This is a genomic window from Rodentibacter caecimuris (assembly GCF_001019715.1).
GTDB lineage: Bacteria > Pseudomonadota > Gammaproteobacteria > Enterobacterales > Pasteurellaceae > Rodentibacter > Rodentibacter caecimuris.
The window spans coordinates 1,037,549-1,058,960 of sequence record NZ_BBXJ01000001.1; the positions used below are offsets into that span (position 1 = coordinate 1,037,549).

At 40.3% G+C, this 21,412-nt stretch carries 21 protein-coding genes; 12 read left to right on the forward strand and 9 right to left on the reverse strand.

What is annotated here, in order from left to right:
- Positions 1 to 337 precede the first annotated feature (337 nt).
- Positions 338 to 1,357, forward strand: a complete 1,020-nt coding sequence (gene pyrD, locus PNEUHYL_RS05015) for a quinone-dependent dihydroorotate dehydrogenase (protein WP_059366137.1) — start codon at positions 338 to 340, stop codon at positions 1,355 to 1,357.
- Positions 1,357 to 2,181, forward strand: a complete 825-nt coding sequence (gene rnm / locus PNEUHYL_RS05020; protein ID WP_059366138.1) for an RNase RNM — start codon at positions 1,357 to 1,359, stop codon at positions 2,179 to 2,181. Before pyrD ends, rnm begins: the two co-directional genes overlap by 1 nt.
- 97 nt (positions 2,182 to 2,278) lie before the next feature.
- Here the strand turns inward: rnm and PNEUHYL_RS05025 are convergent, their stop codons facing one another.
- From PNEUHYL_RS05025 to PNEUHYL_RS05040, 4 genes are all read right to left on the reverse strand, one after another.
- Positions 2,279 to 2,908, reverse strand: coding sequence for a histidine phosphatase family protein (locus PNEUHYL_RS05025; RefSeq protein WP_059368820.1), 630 nt, complete (start codon positions 2,906 to 2,908; stop codon positions 2,279 to 2,281).
- A 55-nt stretch (positions 2,909 to 2,963) separates the two neighbouring features.
- A complete protein-coding gene (gene tdeA, locus PNEUHYL_RS05030; RefSeq protein ID WP_059366139.1) occupies positions 2,964 to 4,331 on the reverse strand; it encodes a toxin/drug exporter TdeA in 1,368 nt (455 codons plus the stop codon).
- Positions 4,332 to 4,401: 70 nt separating this feature from the next.
- The gene (locus PNEUHYL_RS05035; RefSeq protein WP_059366140.1) at positions 4,402 to 6,333 is read right to left on the reverse strand and encodes a MacB family efflux pump subunit; all 1,932 of its coding nucleotides are present in this window, start codon (positions 6,331 to 6,333) and stop codon (positions 4,402 to 4,404) included.
- Positions 6,334 to 6,350: 17 nt separating this feature from the next.
- Positions 6,351 to 7,526: an efflux RND transporter periplasmic adaptor subunit gene (locus tag PNEUHYL_RS05040; RefSeq protein ID WP_059366141.1), complete on the reverse strand. Its 1,176-nt coding sequence runs from the start codon at positions 7,524 to 7,526 to the stop codon at positions 6,351 to 6,353.
- Between the two features lie 244 nt (positions 7,527 to 7,770).
- Here PNEUHYL_RS05040 and glnS point away from each other — a divergent pair, with 244 nt between their 5' ends.
- Positions 7,771 to 9,444, forward strand: coding sequence for a glutamine--tRNA ligase (gene glnS / locus PNEUHYL_RS05045; RefSeq protein ID WP_059366142.1), 1,674 nt, complete (start codon positions 7,771 to 7,773; stop codon positions 9,442 to 9,444).
- A 270-nt stretch (positions 9,445 to 9,714) separates the two neighbouring features.
- Here the strand turns inward: glnS and PNEUHYL_RS05050 are convergent, their stop codons facing one another.
- Genes PNEUHYL_RS05050 through pxpB form a run of 4 tightly spaced genes read right to left on the reverse strand, consistent with a single transcriptional unit; the run spans position 9,715 to position 13,249 of the window.
- Entirely contained in the window at positions 9,715 to 10,902 is a 1,188-nt protein-coding gene (locus PNEUHYL_RS05050) for an NRAMP family divalent metal transporter (RefSeq protein ID WP_059366143.1), read from the reverse strand.
- A gap of 37 nt (positions 10,903 to 10,939) precedes the next feature.
- Positions 10,940 to 11,683: a 5-oxoprolinase subunit PxpA gene (pxpA, locus tag PNEUHYL_RS05055; RefSeq protein WP_059366144.1), complete on the reverse strand. Its 744-nt coding sequence runs from the start codon at positions 11,681 to 11,683 to the stop codon at positions 10,940 to 10,942.
- Positions 11,670 to 12,602 (reverse strand): 5-oxoprolinase subunit C family protein, encoded by a 933-nt coding sequence (locus PNEUHYL_RS05060; protein WP_059366145.1) that lies wholly within the window; start codon positions 12,600 to 12,602, stop codon positions 11,670 to 11,672. Before PNEUHYL_RS05060 ends, pxpA begins: the two co-directional genes overlap by 14 nt.
- Positions 12,599 to 13,249, reverse strand: coding sequence for a 5-oxoprolinase subunit PxpB (gene pxpB / locus PNEUHYL_RS05065; RefSeq protein WP_059366146.1), 651 nt, complete (start codon positions 13,247 to 13,249; stop codon positions 12,599 to 12,601). Before pxpB ends, PNEUHYL_RS05060 begins: the two co-directional genes overlap by 4 nt.
- Positions 13,250 to 13,536: 287 nt before the next feature.
- Between pxpB and PNEUHYL_RS05070 the strand changes: the two genes are divergently transcribed.
- From PNEUHYL_RS05070 to dapB, 7 genes are all read left to right on the forward strand, one after another.
- Entirely contained in the window at positions 13,537 to 13,977 is a 441-nt protein-coding gene (locus PNEUHYL_RS05070) for a YcgN family cysteine cluster protein (protein ID WP_174435485.1), read from the forward strand.
- A 119-nt stretch (positions 13,978 to 14,096) separates the two neighbouring features.
- A complete protein-coding gene (gene ribH, locus PNEUHYL_RS05075) occupies positions 14,097 to 14,570 on the forward strand; it encodes a 6,7-dimethyl-8-ribityllumazine synthase (RefSeq protein WP_059366147.1) in 474 nt (157 codons plus the stop codon).
- 3 nt (positions 14,571 to 14,573) lie between these two features.
- Complete coding sequence (nusB, locus tag PNEUHYL_RS05080) at positions 14,574 to 15,008, forward strand: transcription antitermination factor NusB (protein ID WP_059366148.1); 435 nt, start codon at positions 14,574 to 14,576, stop codon at positions 15,006 to 15,008.
- Positions 15,009 to 15,069: 61 nt separating this feature from the next.
- Entirely contained in the window at positions 15,070 to 16,068 is a 999-nt protein-coding gene (thiL, locus tag PNEUHYL_RS05085) for a thiamine-phosphate kinase (RefSeq protein WP_059366149.1), read from the forward strand.
- A 4-nt stretch (positions 16,069 to 16,072) separates the two neighbouring features.
- Positions 16,073 to 16,561 carry a phosphatidylglycerophosphatase A family protein gene (locus PNEUHYL_RS05090; RefSeq protein ID WP_059366150.1) on the forward strand — a complete coding sequence of 163 codons (489 nt, stop codon included), beginning with the start codon at positions 16,073 to 16,075 and terminating at the stop codon, positions 16,559 to 16,561.
- A 3-nt stretch (positions 16,562 to 16,564) separates the two neighbouring features.
- The gene (locus PNEUHYL_RS05095; protein WP_059366151.1) at positions 16,565 to 17,194 is read left to right on the forward strand and encodes a homoserine/threonine efflux transporter; all 630 of its coding nucleotides are present in this window, start codon (positions 16,565 to 16,567) and stop codon (positions 17,192 to 17,194) included.
- A gap of 15 nt (positions 17,195 to 17,209) precedes the next feature.
- On the forward strand, positions 17,210 to 18,022 hold the full coding sequence (gene dapB / locus PNEUHYL_RS05100) for a 4-hydroxy-tetrahydrodipicolinate reductase (protein WP_059366152.1): 813 nt from the start codon (positions 17,210 to 17,212) through the stop codon (positions 18,020 to 18,022).
- Here the strand turns inward: dapB and yfaE are convergent.
- A complete protein-coding gene (gene yfaE, locus PNEUHYL_RS05105) occupies positions 18,017 to 18,265 on the reverse strand; it encodes a class I ribonucleotide reductase maintenance protein YfaE (RefSeq protein ID WP_059368822.1) in 249 nt (82 codons plus the stop codon). The genes dapB and yfaE overlap by 6 nt on opposite strands.
- A 123-nt stretch (positions 18,266 to 18,388) precedes the next feature.
- On the opposite strand from yfaE, the gene PNEUHYL_RS05110 reads away from it, so the two are divergent.
- Positions 18,389 to 19,075, forward strand: coding sequence for a hypothetical protein (locus tag PNEUHYL_RS05110; RefSeq protein WP_059366153.1), 687 nt, complete (start codon positions 18,389 to 18,391; stop codon positions 19,073 to 19,075).
- Between the two features lie 640 nt (positions 19,076 to 19,715).
- The gene (locus PNEUHYL_RS05115; RefSeq protein ID WP_077663997.1) at positions 19,716 to 21,404 is read left to right on the forward strand and encodes a ShlB/FhaC/HecB family hemolysin secretion/activation protein; all 1,689 of its coding nucleotides are present in this window, start codon (positions 19,716 to 19,718) and stop codon (positions 21,402 to 21,404) included.
- Positions 21,405 to 21,412 lie beyond the last annotated feature (8 nt).

A 21,412-nucleotide genomic window follows, 5' to 3' on the forward strand; every position in this document is an offset into this window, starting at 1 on the left:
TGTAAAGTGGATATATGAATATTTTTGAAAAAAGTGCGGTTATTTTATATAAAAGTTGAAGCGCGAACAATTTGATTTTAAAGGTTTCAATGGGCTTTTTTTGATTTTACATTTCATTGCACATCAGTCCTTTTCCTCGTAGAATACACGGGTTTTTTCAATATTATGTCGTAAATACACAAACATTGATTTATGAGTGTAGGGGCTTGTAGAGTGTCCTACGGAATAAATGAAGTTAAGATTGTGCAGTAGCGACATAATACCGCTTATATCTTCAAAGTGCGGTTGATTTTGACCGCACTTTTTTACAGTCAACTATCCTGAGAGATAAACGAGTATGTATAAATTATTCCGTCAGTGCATTTTCCAAATGGATGCGGAGAATGCCCATAATTTCACCCTTCAATGTTTAAAACTTGCCGGTCATCCGTTGTTGCAACCGATATTGAAATCTATCATTAGTACGCCGAAAGGCACGGAGAAAACCGTCATGGGCGTGCGTTTTCCAAATCCCATCGGCTTGGCAGCCGGAGCGGATAAAAATGGCGAGGCGATGGATGGTTTTGGCGCATTAGGATTCGGCTTTGTGGAAGTGGGAACGGTTACCCCCCTTGCGCAAGATGGCAATGCTAAGCCACGTCAGTTTCGTTTGGTTGAAGCGGAAGGCATTATTAATCGCAATGGTTTTAACAATAACGGCATTGATTATTTGATCGAAAATGTTAAGCAGACGCGTTATCGCGGTGTGATTGGCATTAATATTGGTAAAAATAAACAAACTCCATTGGAACACGGTAAAGATGATTATATTTTTTGTTTGAACAAAGCCTATAACTATGCCGGTTATATTACGGTGAATATTTCATCACCGAATACGCCAGATTTGCGCCAATTGCAATATGGCGATTATTTTGATGATTTGTTGCAAAGCATTAAGGCGCGTCAGGCGGTTTTGGCGGAGCAATATAATAAATATGTGCCGATAGCAGTAAAAATTGCACCGGATTTATCGGAGGCGGAGTTGGTTCAAATAGCCGATACTTTGCTTCGTCATAAAATGGATGGTGTGATTGCCACTAATACCACTATTTCCCGTGATAATGTCGTTGGCTTGAAAAATGCCGATCAGCAGGGGGGATTAAGTGGAAAGCCGTTGCAACAAAAAAGTACGGCGATGATTAAGCGATTACACCAAGAATTGAAAGGGCAGATCCCTATTATTGGCAGCGGCGGCATTGACGGCGTGCCAAATGCGCAAGAAAAAATGGAGGCGGGCGCAGAATTGTTGCAAGTGTATTCGGGGCTGATTTATCACGGTCCGAAATTGGTAAAAGCATTGGTTGAAGCAATAAAATAATGGCAAAGATATATGATTTACACTGTCACAGCACGGCATCAGACGGTGTATTAAGTCCGACCGAAGTGGTGCAACGGGCGGCGGAACAAGGTGTGAATGTTCTTGCATTGTGTGATCATGATACAGTTGATGGTATTGATGAGGCCAAAATCGCAGCAGAGACGGTGGACATTGAATTAATTAACGGGGTGGAGATTTCGACAAATTGGCAAGGGCGAGGTATTCATATTGTTGGGCTTAATTTTGATAAAACTCATCCCAAAATGACCGCACTTTTAGCAGAGCAAAAAAATTTACGTGAAAAAAGAGCGGTCAGTATTGGCGAGAAATTGGGAAAAGCAGGAATTCCTAATGCCTATGAGGGTGCAAAAGCCTTAGCAAATGGGGAAGTAACCCGCGCCCATTATGCCCGTTATTTGGTACAAATCGGCAAAGTATCAAACGATGGGCAAGCTTTCAAACGCTATCTGGGGCAAGGCAAATCCGCTTTTGTTAAAGCAGAATGGGTTGATATTCCTACCGCCATTGAAACGATTCATGCCGCTGGTGGTGTTGCGGTGATTGCTCACCCTTTACGTTATAACTTGACGGGCAAATGGATTCGAAAATTAATGGCAGATTTCAAAGTGTGGAGTGGTGATGCAATGGAAATTTCCGGCTACGGACAAACCAAAGATCAACGCCAAATGCTTGCATGTTGGGCGAATGAGTTTGGCTTGCTCGGTTCGGTGGGATCGGATTTCCATTTTCCTTGTGGCTGGGTGGAACTAGGGAGAAATTTGGATTTGCCGGATGGCGTGAGTACGGTTTGGGAACGGTTTTAGTTTTTAGACATTATGCCGAAAACTTGGAGGGACGCCACGCTGGCGTCCTTTTTTAATATATTGAATAGAGAAAATAAGGTGAAAATTGACCGCTCTTTTATCCCAAATGCTCCGTATCATTCACTTTTTCAACGGTAAAGCCTTTTTCGCTATCATAATGCACGATACTGATCGCTGTGTTGAGTAAAGAAACGGATTGTCCTGCTTGACGGTGATTTTGCCAAGTCGCACCGCCAAGTAGAGCGATGAGTAAGCGTAGTGTATGGCCGTGAGAAACGACTAAAATATTGCCTTTATCATGGATTTGAATGATGTCTTGTATCGCTTTCATTGCCCGCTCCGCGAGTTGTTGGTAGGTTTCGCCGCCGTTTGTTTCGGCTTTGTAATTTGCCGGATCGCTGATCATTTGTTTAAATTCGGTCTGCTCACGCAAAGGTTCAACCGATTGCCCTTCCCATTTTCCAAAATATTGCTCGTTTAAACCTTTATGTTGGAAAAGCGGAATATTGCGTTTGCCAATAATCTGTTCTGCCGTGTCAATCGTGCGTTTTAGCATGCTGGAATAAGCCGCTGCAAAAGGAATCTGTTGTAATGCGGCGCCGGCTTGTTGTGCGCCTAAAATGCCTTGTTCTGTGAGGGGGGAATCGCCATGTCCTTGCATTAAACCCTGTTCGTTCCAAACAGTTCTGCCGTGGCGGATGAAGTAAAAAGTCAGTTGTTTTTTCATATTCATTAAACCGAGTTAAAAAATAAGGAAGCCGAAACTTCCTTATGGAGAATAATTAACGGGAGTAATAACCCGCCATTGAGCTATATACGGCATTTTCTGCCTGAATTACGTTATATTTCGCTTGTAAAATGGAAAGTTGTGATGCTTTTTCAGTGTTTGCTGCGTTCAACCATTCACGTAATTCCGATACGCCGGCATTATAACGATTGCGATAGTATTGGGTGATACGTTTATTGTAATTGAATGTTTTTTGTTGGTTCGCAAAAGCACTTTGTGCTTGTGTAAAGGCAAAGTAGTTGGTATCTACATCGTTTAACGCGGTTGTAATGCTTTGCTCGTAATTTAAACGCGCGGTTTCATAATCGGCTTCAGAGATTTTCACATTCCATTTTACGGTATTCCAGCTTAGGAAAGGTAAACTGATGCCGATAGTACCTCCGGCAATCGGGCTGTGAAGAGCATTGCCTACTTTGTTACCGGTTGAGGTTAAACTTCCTCCCAAAGTAATTTCAGGAAACCACCCTTTTTCTGTCGCTTTGGCATTTTTAAATGCGCTGCTTAAGCGATATTGATTGCCCTTGATATCAGGACGATTAGCGATCACAGAAACCGACACATTCAAATTCACCCCCACATTTTTCACATTAAGAATATGTGGGAAATTGATATTTAAAGCCTCTTCCGGTTTTAAATTAAGCAAATTGCGTAAAGTTCGCTCTGCCGTTTTACGTTGGGTTTGGTAAGTAATCAAATTATTACGTGCGGTTAAAACCGATTGTTGGGCTTGATCGACACTTGCGGCATCGGCAACACCTTGGTTTAGACGACGCTGCATAATGTTGCTAATGTCATTGTAATATTTGATGCTTTCTTCTGTGGTCGTGATGGCATCGTTTAAATAGGCAATTTGATAATAGGTTGTTACAACAGAGTTGATTAAAGACAATTTTGTTGCTTCTAGATCTTGTGCCGTGGCTTTATGCGTCCATTCTGCGGCGTCGGCGGAATCTGCTAAACGACGCCATAAATCGAGGGTATAAGCCACGTTTAATGATCCGCGGTGTGAAATGGTTGAGCTTGCGGAGGTATCAATTCGGCGTTGCGCGCCTGATGAGGTCGAGCCGCTAAATGTTGGCACTAAATTCGCACCAACCAAATTCGCATTATAAAGCGCACGATTAACCGCAACGGCTGCTTTGGCAAGATCTTTATTATTTAATAGCGCTTGTTCTACTACTCGGTTAAGTTGGGCATCATTGTAAAGTGCCCACCAATTTTCTTTGACATTAAACTGTTTGGTAATTTCTTCGTATTTTTGATAGTCAGCTTGGCTGGCTTGATAAGAATCGCCAATATTGGCACAACCGCTAAGCGTTGCTGCCATCACGATGGCAAGTGTGAGTTTTTTCATTTTTAACATTGTTTTTCCTTGATTAAAATCGTTAAAAAAGTGCGGTTGATTTTAACCGCATTTTAGAGTTTTACAAAATCTATTCGCGGGCGAGGGCAGTAATAGGATTTAGCTGTGCCGCCCGTTTTGCCGGCATATAACCAAACACTACGCCAATCAGAGATGAAAACAAGACGGCTGTAATGATTGAAGCGCTTGAAAATGCCATAGTAAAGTCATTCATAAATAAATTGAATAGCAAACCAATTAAACCGGAGAGCAAAATACCAGTTAGTCCGCCTATTAAACAAATGAGTACGGCTTCAATTAAGAATTGTTGCAAAATATTGTGCTGACGGGCGCCAATTGCCATACGCACACCGATTTCTTTGGTGCGTTCAGTAACTGAAACCAACATGATATTCATCACCCCTATGCCACCTACAATGAGGGAAATAAAAGCAATGGAGGAGATCAATAATTTCATTGTGCCGGTTGTGCTTTCAATAGTTTGTTTAATGGTATCGCTATTCATCACAAAAAAATCTTTTTTACCGTGGCGTATGGTCAGTAGCTCGGTGATACTTTTTTCTGCTACCGTGGAATTGATATCATCGGCAATTTTCACGGTGATAGAACCGATTTTTTTACTGCCAGAAATTTTATTCATCACTGTGCTGTAAGGTGCGTAAATAGTCAGAGAACTACTTGCGCCACCCATTTGTCTGTCGGAAACCACTCCAATGATGCACAGTGGGCGTTTATTAAACATCACCACTTTGCCTAGTGGCGATTCATTCGGAAAAATGGATTTTTTTGCACTTTCGTCAATTAAGGCGACCTGATTATTTTCCTTCACATCTTCAATGGAAAATAAACTACCTTGCTTCAGGGTTAATCCCTCCACATCAAAATATTGTTCTCCGACACCTCTTAGACTAGTAGAGGAGAAGGTTTGATTGCCATATACCAATATCCCGCTAGATGAACTATTGGGGGTGACGCTTTGCACATAGCTTTGTTTACTCAGGGCATCGGCATCGTTAATGGTGAGGTTTTGCATTTGTTCCGCACGGCGATCGCCAAAGCCTGTTCCATTGAAAATCGTCATGGTGCTAGTGCCGATACCTTTAATGTTTTCAAGAATTTTTTGTTGTGAACCGTTTCCCAGTGCCACTACGGAAACCACGGAGGTAATGCCGATGATGATCCCTAGCATGGTGAGTAAAGAACGCATTTTATGTGCCACAATCGCACTGACGGACATCCTAAAAGCCTCAATGAGCTGATCTTTGCTAAAGCCAAAGTGCGGTTTCATTTTGCTTTGATTTTTAACCGCACTTTTAATCGGTTCTTTTTGTGAATCGGCAATAATTTCGCCGTCTTTCAGTTCAATGATTCGGTTTGCACTGGCGGCGATATCTCGGTCGTGAGTGACCATAATAATGGTATGCCCTTCGTGATGAAGCTGACGCAGGATTTCCATCACATTCTGTCCACTGTGGGAATCCAGTGCTCCGGTGGGTTCATCGGCAAGAATAATTTCACCACCATTCATCAAGGCACGGGCAATACTCACGCGTTGTTGCTGACCGCCGGAAAGTTGGTTGGGGTTATTTTGCCATTTATCGCCTAAACCGAGTTTTTCCAATAATTGTTTGGCTCGTTCAAGCCGCTGTTCTTGCGGCATTCCGGCATAAATTGCGGGCAAGGCGACATTTTCCGCCGCTGTGAGTGTGGAAAGTAAATTGTAACGTTGGAAAATGAAACCAAATTTTTGACTGCGTAAATCGGAGAGCTGATCCGCTGAAAGCTGATTGGTTTCTTTACCGTCAATTTTATAAGAACCGCCAGTTGCCGTATCCAAGCAACCAATGATATTCATTAGTGTGGATTTTCCCGAACCGGATTGCCCGATAATCGCAACAAAATCACCTTTTTCGATGTTAAGTGAAATATTTTTTAAAATATGAACGCGATTTTCAGCTTCACCGAAATAGCGGTTAAGTTGATTAATTTCAATAATATTCATCAAATTTCTACCGCACTTTAGAACATTTTTGGCCCGCGACTACTATTGCCAACCTGTTCGCCGGCTGCCACTTGTGACACGATCACATTTTCACCTTCCGCCAAACCGGATTTAATTTCCGTTTGGAAATCATTTTGTACGCCTATTTCCACTTCTCGCATTTCAGGCTGATTTTTTTCATTCAAAATATTGACGAAGGTTTTTCCTTCTTTCCTTTGAATCGCCATATTAGAGACCAATAACACATTTTGTGCATCGGCAATTTTAATATTGTTTTCCGTGGTCATGCCAATGCGTAAAGTGCGGTCAGGATTATCTACGATTAAATTAGCGTAATAATAAACTGCGGTTGTCGTACTTGATGAAGTCGAACTGCTTGACGAAGTTGAGGCATTATCACTTTTTGTTGTGGTTGCCGGATCAACAGAGGAAATCACGCCATGGTAATAGGTGTTGGGAGCAGACAAAATCGTAAAACTTACTTTTTGTCCGGCTTTGACTTTGGTAATGTCGCCTTCTGAAATTTCAGGTTTCACCAACATTCTGCTGAGATCGGCGACCGTGACGATGGTTGGGGTGGTTTGTGCGGAATTGACGGTTTGTCCTTCGGAAATTGGCGTAGAAATGATCGTCCCATCAATAGGTGAAGTGATCTGTGTATAGCCCACATTGGTTTCCGCTGTATCCACTTCAATTTCTGCTTGTTTAATGGACTCTTTTAATGCTTCCACTTCGGATTTTGCCGCATCAAACGTATTTTTAGCATTATTGACATCATCAAGGGAAGCCGCTTTTTGTCCGTATAGTTTTGAATAACGGGAATAAGCGGATTGTGCAACGGTAAGTGCGGTTTCTTTTGCTTTTAATTGTGCCTGATAGCTGGCAAGTGCAGCTTTTTTGGTATTAAGATTATTAATTTGTGTAGTGGAATCAATATCTGCAATCAAGTCGCCTTTTTTCACTTCTTGTCCGAGAGTGACGTAAAGTTTAGTGATTTTACCGGAAACTTGGGCACCCACATCTACTTCATTGATACTACTGATAGATCCTGATGCAACAACAGTTTTTTCAACGTTACCACGAATGACTTTTTCGGTGAGGTAGGCGGCTTGTTGATGATGGCTATACGAAAAAAAGTAATAGGCAAATCCGCCTAAAATTAATAAACCGAGTACAACTAAAATTTTCTTCATTGATCGTAAATTCCAAATAATGAACGTTTGTTCAGCTTACGCATTTTAATGATAAATCTCGTGTTTTGCACGAAAAATTTGGGTGATGAGACAAAGTCTCTTTCAAAAAGTTTGTCTTGGTGGTGAATTTTTACATGACAAAATTAGCTGAAAATTAGGAAGCAAACGCTTAATTTCTCATATCTCGCTTTTTTCTTATAAAACATATAGAATAGCCGATTATTTTTTCTATTACGAGAAAGCTATGAGTAATACAGAACATACCTTAGAAAATTCGGAAGATACACGTCCGCATAACTTCATTACCCAAATTATTGATGAAGATTTGGCAAGCGGTAAACATAACGAGGTTTACACTCGTTTTCCACCGGAACCAAACGGTTATTTACATATCGGGCATGCGAAATCGATTTGCTTAAATTTTGGCATTGCGAAAGATTATAACGGTTTATGCAATTTACGCTTTGATGATACCAACCCTTTGAAGGAAGATGTTGAATATGTGGACTCCATCAAAGAAGACGTAGAATGGCTAGGTTTCAAATGGGCGGGAGAAGTGCATTATGCCTCGGATTATTTTGATGCGCTCTATGGCTATGCGATTGAATTAATCAAAAAAGGCTTGGCTTATGTCGATGAGCTATCACCGGAAGAAATGCGTGAATATCGCGGCACATTAACGGAGCCGGGGAAAAACAGCCCTTATCGTGATCGCAGTGTAGAAGAAAATTTAGCCTTATTTGAAAAAATGAAAAACGGCGAATTTGCCGAAGGTAAAGCCTGTTTACGGGCGAAAATAGATATGGCTTCACCGTTTATGGTGATGCGTGATCCGGTGCTTTACCGTATTAAATTTGCCAAACATCACCAAACCGGCGATAAATGGTGTATTTATCCAATGTATGATTTTACCCATTGTATTTCCGATGCGATTGAGCGTATTACACATTCATTATGTACATTAGAGTTCCAAGATAACCGCCGTTTGTACGACTGGGTGTTGGATAATATTTCTATTGAGCGTCCATTACCGCACCAATACGAATTTTCACGTTTAAATTTAGAAGGCACATTAACTTCTAAGCGTAAATTGTTGAAATTGGTAACGGACGGCATTGTTGACGGTTGGAATGATCCGCGTATGCCAACTATTTCAGGTTTACGTCGCCGTGGTTATACGCCGGCATCAATTCGTGAATTTTGTCGCCGTATTGGGGTCACCAAACAAGATAATGTGGTGGAATATAGTGCATTAGAAGCCTGCATTCGTGATGATCTCAACCAAAATGCTTGCCGTGCAATGGCAGTGATTGATCCGGTGAAAATAGTCATTGAAAATTTTGAAGGTGAAGAAATGTTGACGGCACCAAATCACCCAAATCGTCCGGAACTAGGCGAACGTCAATTACCTTTCACCAAAGAAATCTATATTGATCGTGCGGATTTTCGTGAAGAAGCCAATAAGCAATACAAACGTCTCGTACTTGGCAAAGAAGTGCGTTTGCGTAATGCTTATGTGATTAAAGCTGAACGTGTGGAAAAAGACGCAAATGGTGAAATTACCACAATTTTTTGTAGCTATGATCCGAATACATTAGGCAAAAATCCGGCAGATGGTCGTAAGGTGAAAGGGGTGATTCATTGGGTCTCGGCAGTGCATAACCATCCGGCAGAATTCCGTCTTTATGACAAACTCTTTACGGTTTCAAATCCGGGAGCCGAGGAAGATATTTGTTCAGTCGTCAATCCAAATTCCCTTGTGGTAAAACATGGCGTGGTAGAACAAAGTCTTGGTAATGCACAAGCGGAAAAAGGGTATCAATTTGAACGTGAAGGCTATTTCTGTGCAGACAGCAAAGACAATCGCCCTGAACATTTGGTGTTTAACCTCACGGTTAGCTTAAAAGAAAGTTTTTAGTTTTCATCAACAAAAGTGCGGTCAAAATTAACGGTATTATGTAGCAGTTGCAAAAATCTATTTTTTTGTGAACTTGTAGGGACACACTGCGTGTGTCCGTTATAAAATCAAATCATTTCAATATATTAAAATTCGGACACACGCAGTGTGTCCCTACGTATCGTTGAAATTTCTATTTTTGTGCATTTGCAACATAATACCAAAAGTTAAGATGGTTTTGACCGCATTTTTTCTTTAATTCCCCCCTGAGAGATCATGTTTAATGAGCTTCTAAGCCAATAAATTACCGATATATTTCACAAGCGTTATCATGCTTAATATTGCCATGGAAATAACAACGATAGCACCTGAAATCGTCATCCAAATAGGGTGTTTATAATCACCAATAATTTTACTGTTGTAGGCGGCGAGCAAAATGAGACCGAGAGAAATCGGTAAAATTAAACCGTTTAATGTGCCGACAAAGACTAATACTTGGGCAGGACGACCAATAGTTGCAAGCACCGCAGTCGAGATAACAATAAAAGCCACTATCCAACAATTCTTATGTTTTTCTATTTTAGGTGAAAAACTGGTAATGAAAGAAACGGAAGTGTAAGCTGCACCGATAACGGAGGTAATTGAAGCCGCCCAGATGACAATACCGAAAATCATTAATCCGATATTACCGGCTGCGTATGAAAATGGGCTCGCGGCAGGGTTTTTAGGATCGAGAGTAATGCCTTGTGAGACGACGCCTAAAACGGCTAAAAACAATACAATTCTCATTATTGAAGAAATGAGAATTGCTGATACTGAGCTTTTGCTGACCTCTTTTAGAGAGCTTTTGCCTTTAATACCGGCATCTAATAAACGGTGAGCCCCCGCAAAAGTGATATAACCGCCCACAGTTCCGCCTACAAGGGTAACAATAGCGATGACATCTAATTTCTCCGGTACGAAAGTTCTGAATACGGCTTCTCCAAGAGGAGGGTTGGTTTGGGCGGCGACATAAATAGTTAAGGCAATCATTACGAATCCCATTATTTGAGCAAAACGATCCATTGCTTTACCGGCTTCTTTTACAAGAAATATGCATACGGCAATTGATCCGCTGATTATCGCCCCTATTTCAGGTGACACACCTGTGAGAATATTTAAGCCCAATCCTGCGCCTCCAACATTTCCGATGTTGAAAGCCAATCCTCCCATAACAATAAGTAATGAAAGAAAATATCCTGTGCCGGGTAAAATAGCATTCGCAATATCTTGGGCTTTTTTTTCTGAAACGGTGATAATTCTCCAAATGTTTAATTGAGCTCCAATATCAAGCAAGATAGAGAGTAAAATCACAAAGCCAAAGCTGGCGAGTAAAGATTGGGTAAAGGTTGCGGTTTGGGTGAGAAAACCCGGGCCGATAGCTGATGTTGCCATTAAAAATGCCGCTCCGAGTAGGGCGCTACGGTTATTATTTGCCATATTGATCTCCGATAGGTTGTTATGCAACTTGAGGCTATTAATATTTTGCCGAAATGATGATTTGTTCTGCTTGTAATGCTGCACGAATTTTTTTCGCAAATTCAATCGCATGGTTACCGTCGCCGTGTAAGCAAATGCTGTCGGCTTGAATAGGTATATTGAAACCTTCGACAGTAGGAACGGTTCCCTTAATCACCATTTGTAGAACCTGTGCAACCGCTTCTTGATCATTTTCTAGCAAGGCATTATTACAACTGCGCGGTACTAATGAACCATCGGCTTGATAGTGTCGATCGGCAAATACTTCCGAAATGGTTCTGAGTCCGATTTCTTGTGCGGCAGAGAGCATCGCACTTCCGGATAATCCCACTAGGGCTAAATCGGGATCAAATTTTTTAATGGTTTGTACGATTAAACGGGCGAGAGCCGGATCTTTTGCTGCTTGGTTATATAGTGCGCCATGCGGTTTGACGTAATTTAATACAACACCTTCAGCCTCACATAAGGCTTTAATTGCACCAAGCTGATAAAGTAAACTGGCTTGAAGTTCTGCATCGGTTAAATCCATATTAAGGCGACCAAAATTTTCTCGGTCGGGATAGCCCGGATGTGCCCCGATTGTCACATTATTTTCTTTCGCCCATAAAATAGCTTTACGCATTTCATTATAACTACCGGCGTGCAAGCCACAGGCAATATTTGCAGAGCTGACTAACTGCAACAATTTTTCATCATTCGCATAGCCTTCGGCTAGATCAACATTTAAATCAACGCGTTTCATTTACTTTTCTCCTTATGTAGGTCAAATAATCTTGATCTTGTCGGTACAATTCTCGCGCTTGTTGATGGGTAACCTGTTTAAAATAAACGGTTTCTCCAAAAGGTATTTGTGCTAATTTGCCAATATCCGCTTGAATAATACAGGCAATTTTTGGGTAACCGCCCGTTGTTTGAGCATCTGCTATTAATACAATCGGCTGACCGTCCGGAGGAACTTGAACTGTGCCGATTGGTACGGCATAAGAAAGCATTTCAAGATGGGAATTAAGCATTAATTTTTGAGAACCGGAAAAGCGATAGCCTATACGGTTGCTATTTCGTTGTAATATCCAACCCTGTTGCCAAAATAATGTTTGGGTTTCTTGGTTGAATGCCTCGTATTCTGATGAAACGGTTGCATGAATAGTTTTTGTATAAGAAATGGGTTCAATCCCTAATGGGCTAAGCACCGTATCTCTTAACCCTGTCGCAATATGATCGCCGGATTTGAGTAAACGTCCTTGAAACCCACCAAAACCTGCTTGTAAATTGGTGCTATAAGATCCTAATACTTTAGGTACTTTAAAGCCTCCGGCAACACAAAGATAGGTGTAGTTGCCTTGGGTAATTCGTTTGATTTTGAGGGTTTGGCGCGCTTTTGCCGTGTAACGGCAGTAAGGTGAAATCGGGCTATCATCAAGTTCCGCCTCACATAATGCGCCGGTTAAACAAAATGGTGTGTCACAGTCAAAGGTTATTGTCAGGCTTCCTAAAGCTATTTCAAGTGCGGGTAAATTATTGGCATTTTTCAATAATAAATTTCCCGCTTGCAATGCAAGGCAATCCATAGCACCGGAATGTCCGATACCAAATCCGCGTAAGCCAAAGCGGCCTAAATCCTGTAGATGAGCAAAGCCTTGAAGATGTTGAATATAAATCATAGGGTCATATCCTCCACAACAAAACGTACTTGATCGCCTGCTTTTAATAAAATGGGCTGGCTTTGATTCACATCAAAAAGTTGAATTTCAGTTCTACCTAATAGTTGCCACCCGCCGGGGGAAGTAAACGGATAAATTCCAGTTTGGCTTCCTCCGATTCCGACAGAACCCGCAGGAACTCTTGTTCTTGGTGCATCGCGGCGTGGGGTATGAAGTGATTCTGGCAATCCGCCTAAATAAGGGAAACCGGGTTGGAAGCCCATCATAAAAACCGTGTAAGTAGGGGCGGTGTGACGATGAATAATTTCTTGTGCGGTGGTGTGGTGGAATTTCGCTACATCATATAAATCTTCGCCAAATTCCCCACCGTAATGAACGGGAATCTCAACTAATTTTCCTTGAAAATGCGTTTTCTGTGTTTGAACATTTTCCCAAAGTTGATGTACTTCATTGATAAGTGCTAGGGGATCGGTATGAAGATGATAAAAGAGCGTGAGATTATTCATTCCGACGACCGTTTCAACTACGCCGGGGAGATCTTGTGCCAATTCTGATAATTGCCAAATAGACTGCTGTTTTGACAGCTCGGCAGGGGGAGGAAGTGAGCAAATCAAGGAATATTCACTAGTGTGATGAATGGTTAGCATATGTTGTCCTTACGTTGCTTTTTTGTTAAAAATTTTTACTCCTATTTTTTTGTCTAGTCAATAAAAAGGCTTATAAAAATTATGAATATTTTCAAAATTGTGAGCGATATCAAGATTTTAATTAGGCTATGTGGGAATAATCTTGCATTGTTTGGTTTTTTTGAGGGATATAATGGTAAGATTATTCGATTTGAGATCGTTGAATATAATTGAGCAGTTCTCGGTGGATGGCGCCTAGTTTACGTCATCTGAAGTTATGTGTTTTTATACTTAAAATTTCCAAAATGATGAATTTATCCCCTAATTTTTGGCAAACCAAATCTCTACTTGAAATGACCGACTCCGAATGGGAAGCGTTGTGTGATGGTTGCGGAAAATGCTGTTATCGCAAATATATTCAAGGTCGCGGAAAACGACAAAAACTCTATTACACCCGTATTGCCTGTAATTTATTGGATATAGAAAGTGGAAAGTGCGGTAATTATTCGGAACGTTTTAGCATCGAAAAAGATTGTACAAAACTCACCAAAAAGAATTTACCTGATTTTCATTGGTTACCGGATACCTGTGCTTATCGGCTGCTTTACGAAGGTAAACCTTTGCCTGATTGGCATCCATTGATTTCTGGTGATGAACGGAGTGTAAAAAATGCCGGCATTTTAATTATAAACGGCGTGCATGAAAATGAAGTGATAGATTGGTTTGAATTTGTTCTTGATGAGGAATAAAACTTATACAAAAATGACCGCACTTAGTTTTGGCACAGACAAGATAAATGCTGATAGGCGGTAATTTTTATGCTAGAATCTGCCACCAATTTATTAGGACGAATAACATAGGAAAAAGTATGAAAGTTTTAGAAGGCGTAGTCGCGGCACCTAACGCAAAAGTGGCAGTAGTTATTGCCCGTTTTAACAGTTTTATCAATGAAAGCTTATTAGAAGGTGCGGTAGATACATTAAAGCGTATCGGCCAAGTAAAAGACGAAAATATTACTCTTGTGCGTGCACCGGGTGCCTATGAACTTCCACTTGTTGCCCGTCGTTTGGCGGAAAGCAAAAAGTTTGATGCGATTGTTGCCTTGGGGACGGTGATCCGTGGTGGTACGGCGCATTTTGAATATGTTGCGGGCGAAGCAAGCAGTGGTTTAGGCAAAGTAGCGATGGAAGCCGAAATTCCTGTAGCATTTGGTGTCTTAACCACGGAGAATATTGATCAGGCTATTGAACGTGCCGGTACAAAAGCGGGCAACAAAGGATCGGAAGCGGCATTAACCGCACTTGAAATGATTAATCTTCTTCAACAAATTGATGTGGCATAAACAATGGCGGAACAAAAACAAGTGAAAAAACCGTCGGCTCGTCGTCGGGCTCGTGAATGTAGCGTGCAAGCATTGTATTCTTGGGCAGTTTCCGGCAATACGGCAGAACAGGTGGAGTTGGCATTCTTTCTTGATCAAGATATGGAGGGGGTGGACAAACCTTATTTCCGCAAATTATTTCGTCAAGCCGTAGATAATATTGAAGAGGTGGATTTTTCTATTGCTCCTTATATTGACCGTGCGTTTGAAGAACTTGATCCTATTGAAAAAGCCATTTTACGTTTAGCGGTGTATGAATTGCGTTTTGAGCTTGATGTTCCATACAAAGTCGTGATTAACGAAGCGATTGAGGTGGCAAAAGTGTTTGGTTCGGACGACAGTCATAAATATATTAATGGCGTATTGGATAAAATCGCACCGGCATTAGGGCGTAAATAAATTTAGATGATCTATAAATGGCGCGCGTGTTTACGCGTGCTTTTTATTTTGGAGGGTAACAATGGCAATGGGTGAATTTGATTTAATTAAACATTATTTTGAGCAGCCACAGGGACAAGCGGATGACTTTGTTGCCTTATCTATTGGCGATGATTGTGCCTTAGTTTCTGTGCCAGAAAATAGCCGGCTTGCGATCACCACCGACACGATGGTAGAAAATACCCACTTTTTGCCCTCCATTTCAGCGGAAGATCTAGCCTATAAAGCGGTTGCCACTAATTTAAGTGATTTAGCCTCAATGGGGGCACAACCTAAATGGGTTTCTCTTGCATTAACTTTACCAAACGTTGATGAAAATTGGCTTACCCGCTTTAGTCAAAGTTTGTTACGCACGTTAAAACACCACAATGTCACATTAATTGGCGGCGATACGACAAAAGGCCCGTTATCCATTACGATTACTGCACAAGGTTTTGTTGAAAAAGGAAGAGCATTGTGCCGACATCAAGCCAAAGTAGGGGATTTAATTTATGTCTCAGGTACATTGGGCGATAGTGCCGCCGGTTTGCAACAAATTTTATCGGACAAAAGAGCGGTCGGTTTTGACGAAGAATTTTTACAGCAACGCCATCTTCGCCCAACGCCACGGATTACACTTGGACGGGCATTAGCCGATATTGCCCATGCAGCTATTGATCTTTCCGATGGGTTAAATTCCGATCTCAGACATATTCTTAAACGTAGTCAATGTGCGGCGGAAATTAATCTTTCCGACTTGCCACTTTCATCATCATTATTAAATCGTTATGATCGCACTCAAGCAGAGCAATTTGCCTTAAGTGGTGGAGAAGACTATGAATTGTGTTTTACCGTTCCACCCGAAAATCAAGCCTTACTTGAGTCTCGCCTAAAAAATCTTGATGTGCCTTGTACCTGTATTGGGCATGTTGTGTCGGCATTTGAGCAGAAAAAGTGCGGTCCGTTTTCCATCCGTTTTTTGCGTGATGGGCAGCCGATTGACTATTCACCAAATGTTGGCTTCGATCATTTCAAGGAATAAAAATATGAGAGAAGAGAATCCGTTAAAACGAATTTCTTTAAAAAATCCTATCCATTTGCTTGCAGTGGGGTTGGGTTCCGGTTTGCTTCATCCCGCACCGGGAAGCTGGGGCAGCGCGCTTGGTACTTTGTTAGGCGTGATTTTACTCATTCTTTTAGGAACAAAAACCTTCTTAATTTTGACCGCACTTTGTTTTGTTTTAGGCTGTTATTTATGTCAAAAAACCGCTGATGATATGGGTGTACACGATCATGGTTCTATTGTGTGGGATGAGTTTGTCGGCATGTTTATCGTCCTTGCTGCCGTGCCGAGCTTGTCTTGGCAATGGATTTTTACAGCCTTTGTGTTGTTTCGGTTGTTTGATATTCTCAAGCCTTTTCCGATTCGTTATTTTGATGAAAAACTGGAAAGTGGTTTCGGTATTATGGTGGATGATGTCATTGCCGCTATTTATGCAGTAATGGTGATTTTTTTGTTAAATATAGAGTGGTAAAAGATGCTAAATTTACTGATCGTTCATTTGTTTGGTTTGATGACGCCGGGACCTGATTTTTTCTATGTTACCCGAATGGCGGCTAGTAATTCTCGTCGAAATACCTTTTATGGGGTTATCGGCATCACGTTAGGGGTGTCATTTTGGGCTGCACTTTCAATGCTGGGATTAACGGTGTTATTCGCTATGATGCCGGCTTTACATGGGCTTATTATGGTTTTGGGCGGTAGTTATTTGAGTTATCTCGGTTTTTTATTGATTCGTAGCAGACAAAATGCAGAATTTGTACCGATTTCAGCGAAAGAATTAAATGAACAAACCAATGCAAAAAAAGAAATTTTGAAAGGTTTGCTTGTGAATTTATCCAATGCCAAAGCCGTCGTTTATTTTTCCAGCGTAATGTCTTTGGTTTTAGCGAAAATGACGGAAATATGGGAAATGGGGTTGGCGTTCGGTTTAATTGTCATTGTAACATTCTTGTATTTTTACCTGATTTCATTTATTTTTTCACGGAATGTGGCAAAACAGTTTTATCGCCAATATAGCCGTTATATTGATAATGTAGCAGGCGTGGTATTTTTATTTTTTGGTTGTGTACTGATCTATAGTGGTATCACTGAGATGATTAATTAAAAGAAGGGTATAAATATGACATTAAGAATTGCGGTTGCCGGTGCGGGCGGCAGAATGGGACGTCAATTGATTCAAGCGATTCATGGTGCGGATGGCGTAACTTTGGGTGCTGCTTTTGAGCGTCAAGGATCATCATTATTAGGAGCGGACGCCGGTGAGTTGGCTGGTATTGGGCATTTAGGTATTAAGGTGTCTGATGATTTTCATGAACAAAAAGACAATTTTGATTTGCTGATTGATTTTACCCGTCCGGAAGGCACGCTTAAACATATTGCATTTTGTGTGGCGAATAATAAAAAAATGGTGATTGGTACGACAGGATTTGATGAGGCGGGTAAAGATGTAATTCAATCTGCCGCTAAAAAAATTGCCATTGTATTTGCTTCTAATTTCAGTGTCGGCGTGAATTTAGTATTCAAATTATTGGAAAAAGCCGCCAAGGTGATGGGCGATTATTGCGATATTGAAATTATTGAAGCACACCATCGTCATAAGGTCGATGCTCCCTCAGGTACGGCTCTTTCAATGGGGGAACATATCGCAAAAACTTTAGGACGTGATTTGAAAACACATGGCGTATTTTGTCGTGAGGGCATTACAGGTGAACGGAAACCTGATGAAATCGGTTTTTCAACCATCCGTGCTGCTGATGTCGTGGGTGAGCACACCGTATGGTTTGCCGATATTGGGGAACGAGTGGAAATTTCCCATAAAGCCTCAAGCCGAATGACTTTTGCAAACGGTGCGGTACGGGCGGGGAAATGGTTGGAAAATAAATCCCATGGTTTATTTGATATGACGGATGTGTTGGATTTGAATAATCTATAATTCCAATTCAAGATCCGTTTCTACACGACAACAACATAATAAAATTTCATCGGGTTGGATAAAGGCAAGGGGAGTTTCCGAATAGGATACCTTGCCTTTTTTGATCTTCACCCGACAAGAACCGCAATAACCGCTACGGCATTGGTATTCGTGGTGTATATTGTTGCGTTTGAGGTGATCGAGTAGGCTTCTTTCATTATTAAAATCAAGGGTTATCTGACTACGAATTAAGTGGATTTTCATATGCTGCATAATGTTCGGTTTGTTGCCCAATTATATAGGAAAAAGTGAAAACTCTGTTAAAATTCACCAAAATTTTGATGAGATATAAGTTCATTTCAAGGATTATTTCCTGTTGGAGGCATTGTGAAATTAGCCGTAAAAATTCCTGTAATTTTGACCGCACTTGGTTTAACCGCTTGTAGCTCGATCAGCAAAGAGCCGGTGAAATCTATTGATATTTATGTGAAACCTTATTATTCCTCGGAAAAGGGCAATGCAGGAAACGTATTTGTACATAAGCAACTTGATCCGATGTTGCGGGAAAATACCTTAAACGGGTATCAAAGTGCGGTCAAATTTGTGCAAGAAAATCCGGCACGGATTTCGCCAATCACCTTGTTTACTCTAGCAGCCCGTGCTTATGATTTCGGCTTACGTGATGAGGCGGTGAAATGGTTTTATCGTGGACAAAACCGTTTAATTACAGCATTTTATGTGTTGGATTTACCAAAGGCAACTGTGGCGGAAAATACGGGATTTAGCCAAGTGGTAGAGCAATTTGTGAATCCCTACGCTTTTTGTGATTTAAACAAACAACGTAAAACTGCGGAAGAGGCAGTAAATTGGGTGATTTCCCATCCTTATGAAACGGTTTTTATAAAAGCATTACCCTCCAAATTTCAAGATCGCAAAGTTGCATTAAAAGCAGCCGAAAAAAAATTGAAGCTTCGTTTAAAGGCACAGGATGAGTTTTTTGCTGATCCACAAAATAAAGCGAAGTGGCAAAAAGAGCGATCGGAAAATCATGTAAATGAAAGGTTTTGCTGGTAAAAAACAAAAATCCCTTAGCTTTTTAACTAAGGGATTTTTTATTGATGGCGGGAAGTGAGGTTTGAACTCACTGAGGAGAGGGGAAACTCTAGCCACTTTTTAAGACTTAACCAATGTTCAAACATCTATATATAAACATTATTCCTATCAAATTTTCACACACAACCGCCATGCCAAATTACCAATTCATTTTACTCTGTAACAGTTTAACGTTCTGCAACTTGTGAAAGACACATTGATAAACTTGTTTAACGCAAAAATAGTATGAAATTTTAGGGCGAATTGATTTCAACTCATTTCTTTTTGGAAAAATTTGAGAAGATTTGATTATTATTTGCTCGCTTGGGAAGGTTTATTACATTTTTTTGTCATTTTTGAAGAAAAGCTCCGTCTAATATGGGTGTGATTTTGCTTATTGAAAAATACAAATCTACAAACGGTGAAAAATCATCTCCGCTAAGTTTAGCTCATAATGCTATGTCCGGTAGAGTAATAAAGTTTCGACCTTCGCCGGATATACAGGTTCGTTGACATATTGTAGTAGCAGAATCAGGGCTACTTCATAGAAAGTAGCTTATCGTCTTAATTTTTATTACTAATTGAATAACTTAGGCATATTACATATTAAGGAGACCAATTAATGAAATCTTCAATAGCGAGAAAATCTATCGGCTATTTATTTTACTTATCTTTATTCTCGGGAACGGCTTTTGCAACAGACGTTCTTACCCAAGAACAGCAGCAGTTAAAGCATCAAAGAATAATTCAAGAAACTGACGAAGCTTTAAAAAAGGCGGAGAAATTCCTGCGCAAAGAGGCTGATCCGAAAACGGATAATACATTGACCGATGATACACAAACAGATCGAACCATTAAGCGCATTACCGTCGATCAAGCAGGACAAAGCGTTCGCTTGGATTTTGATTCTGTCATTAAACAGTATGAAGGAAAGCCACTGACGACTAAGCAAGTTTTTGCATTAGTTAAAGATTTAACCGATGTACTGTACCGTGCAGGCTATGTAACAAGTGCCGTTGGCTTAAAGAGTAATGTTACCGATAAAAACGAATTGGATTTTATTATTCATTGGGGCTATGTTAGCGATTATTTTGTCAATGGTGCTCTTCCGGAAACATTTAAAGATAAAGCAATGCTGTTTGTATTGCCTAATTTAAAAAATAAATTACTTAATGTCTATGATGTTGATCAGTTAGTTGAAATTTTAAATACAACAAATAAATCCACAGAAATAAAAGTTATTGCGGCAGAGAAAGATGGTGAGTCTAACTTTAATTTAATCACTCAGCGTACCTATTTGCCCCGTATTACATTAGGTTTTAATAACTCCGGTGCAGAAAACAACGAAAACGGACGGAATCAACTTACGGCAAGTATTAGCTGGAGCGATTTACTGGGAATTAATGATAGTTGGTATTTTTCAACGGGATATCGATTATACAAAAAACATAAACGAAATAATCAACAAAACTATCTATTAAGTTATAGCCAACCATTCTCTTCTTATACATTAGATTTAAGAGTTTCACAATCGGATAGTAAGAAAGAAATAAAAGGTATTCACAGTTATAGCTCCGAGGGGAAAATTAAAACTGCAAATATTAAACTTGCTAAAGTTCTTGCTCGTAATAAAGATATGATTTTTTCAGGTTACGGCGAATTAGAATTTAAAACAAAGAAAAACTATATTGGGGATCGTTTAGTCAGCCATTACAATAATAATAAACTCACAGTCGGATTATCCTATATTACAAATGTTTTAGGAGGAAAACTGTATAACGATATTTCTTATTCAAACGGTTTAGGTTGGTTTGGCGCCGATAGCCTTGCATATAATTCAAAAGGAGATAAAACACTCTCTTTATTATCAGGCACAATGAGCTGGTATAAAGCTTTTTTGGTTAAAGAAAGAGCGCTTAATTATCAACTTCGTTTAGGATTCCAATACTCTCCTTATAGTTTGTATTCTGATAATCAATTCTCTATCGGAGATGAATATACCGTAAGAGGATTTAAAGGTGGAATTACTTCTGGAGACAGTGGCTATTATATTTCGCAAACATTTGATATCCCATTTTATCCTCAAAAAATGTCTATTTCCCAAATCAAACCTTTCTTAGGCGTTGATTTCGGTCGCATATTTAAACATCTCAATCAAGGTAACGAAACTATTGCAGGGATGGCTATTGGAACAAAAGTTCAAATCAGTCGCCTTAACTTATCTTTCACTTATTCCAAGCCAATTAAGAATGTAAAAGTAAATAAAGGTGATGCCCACATTTACTATGTAAACGGCTCAATTTCATTTTAATTCATATT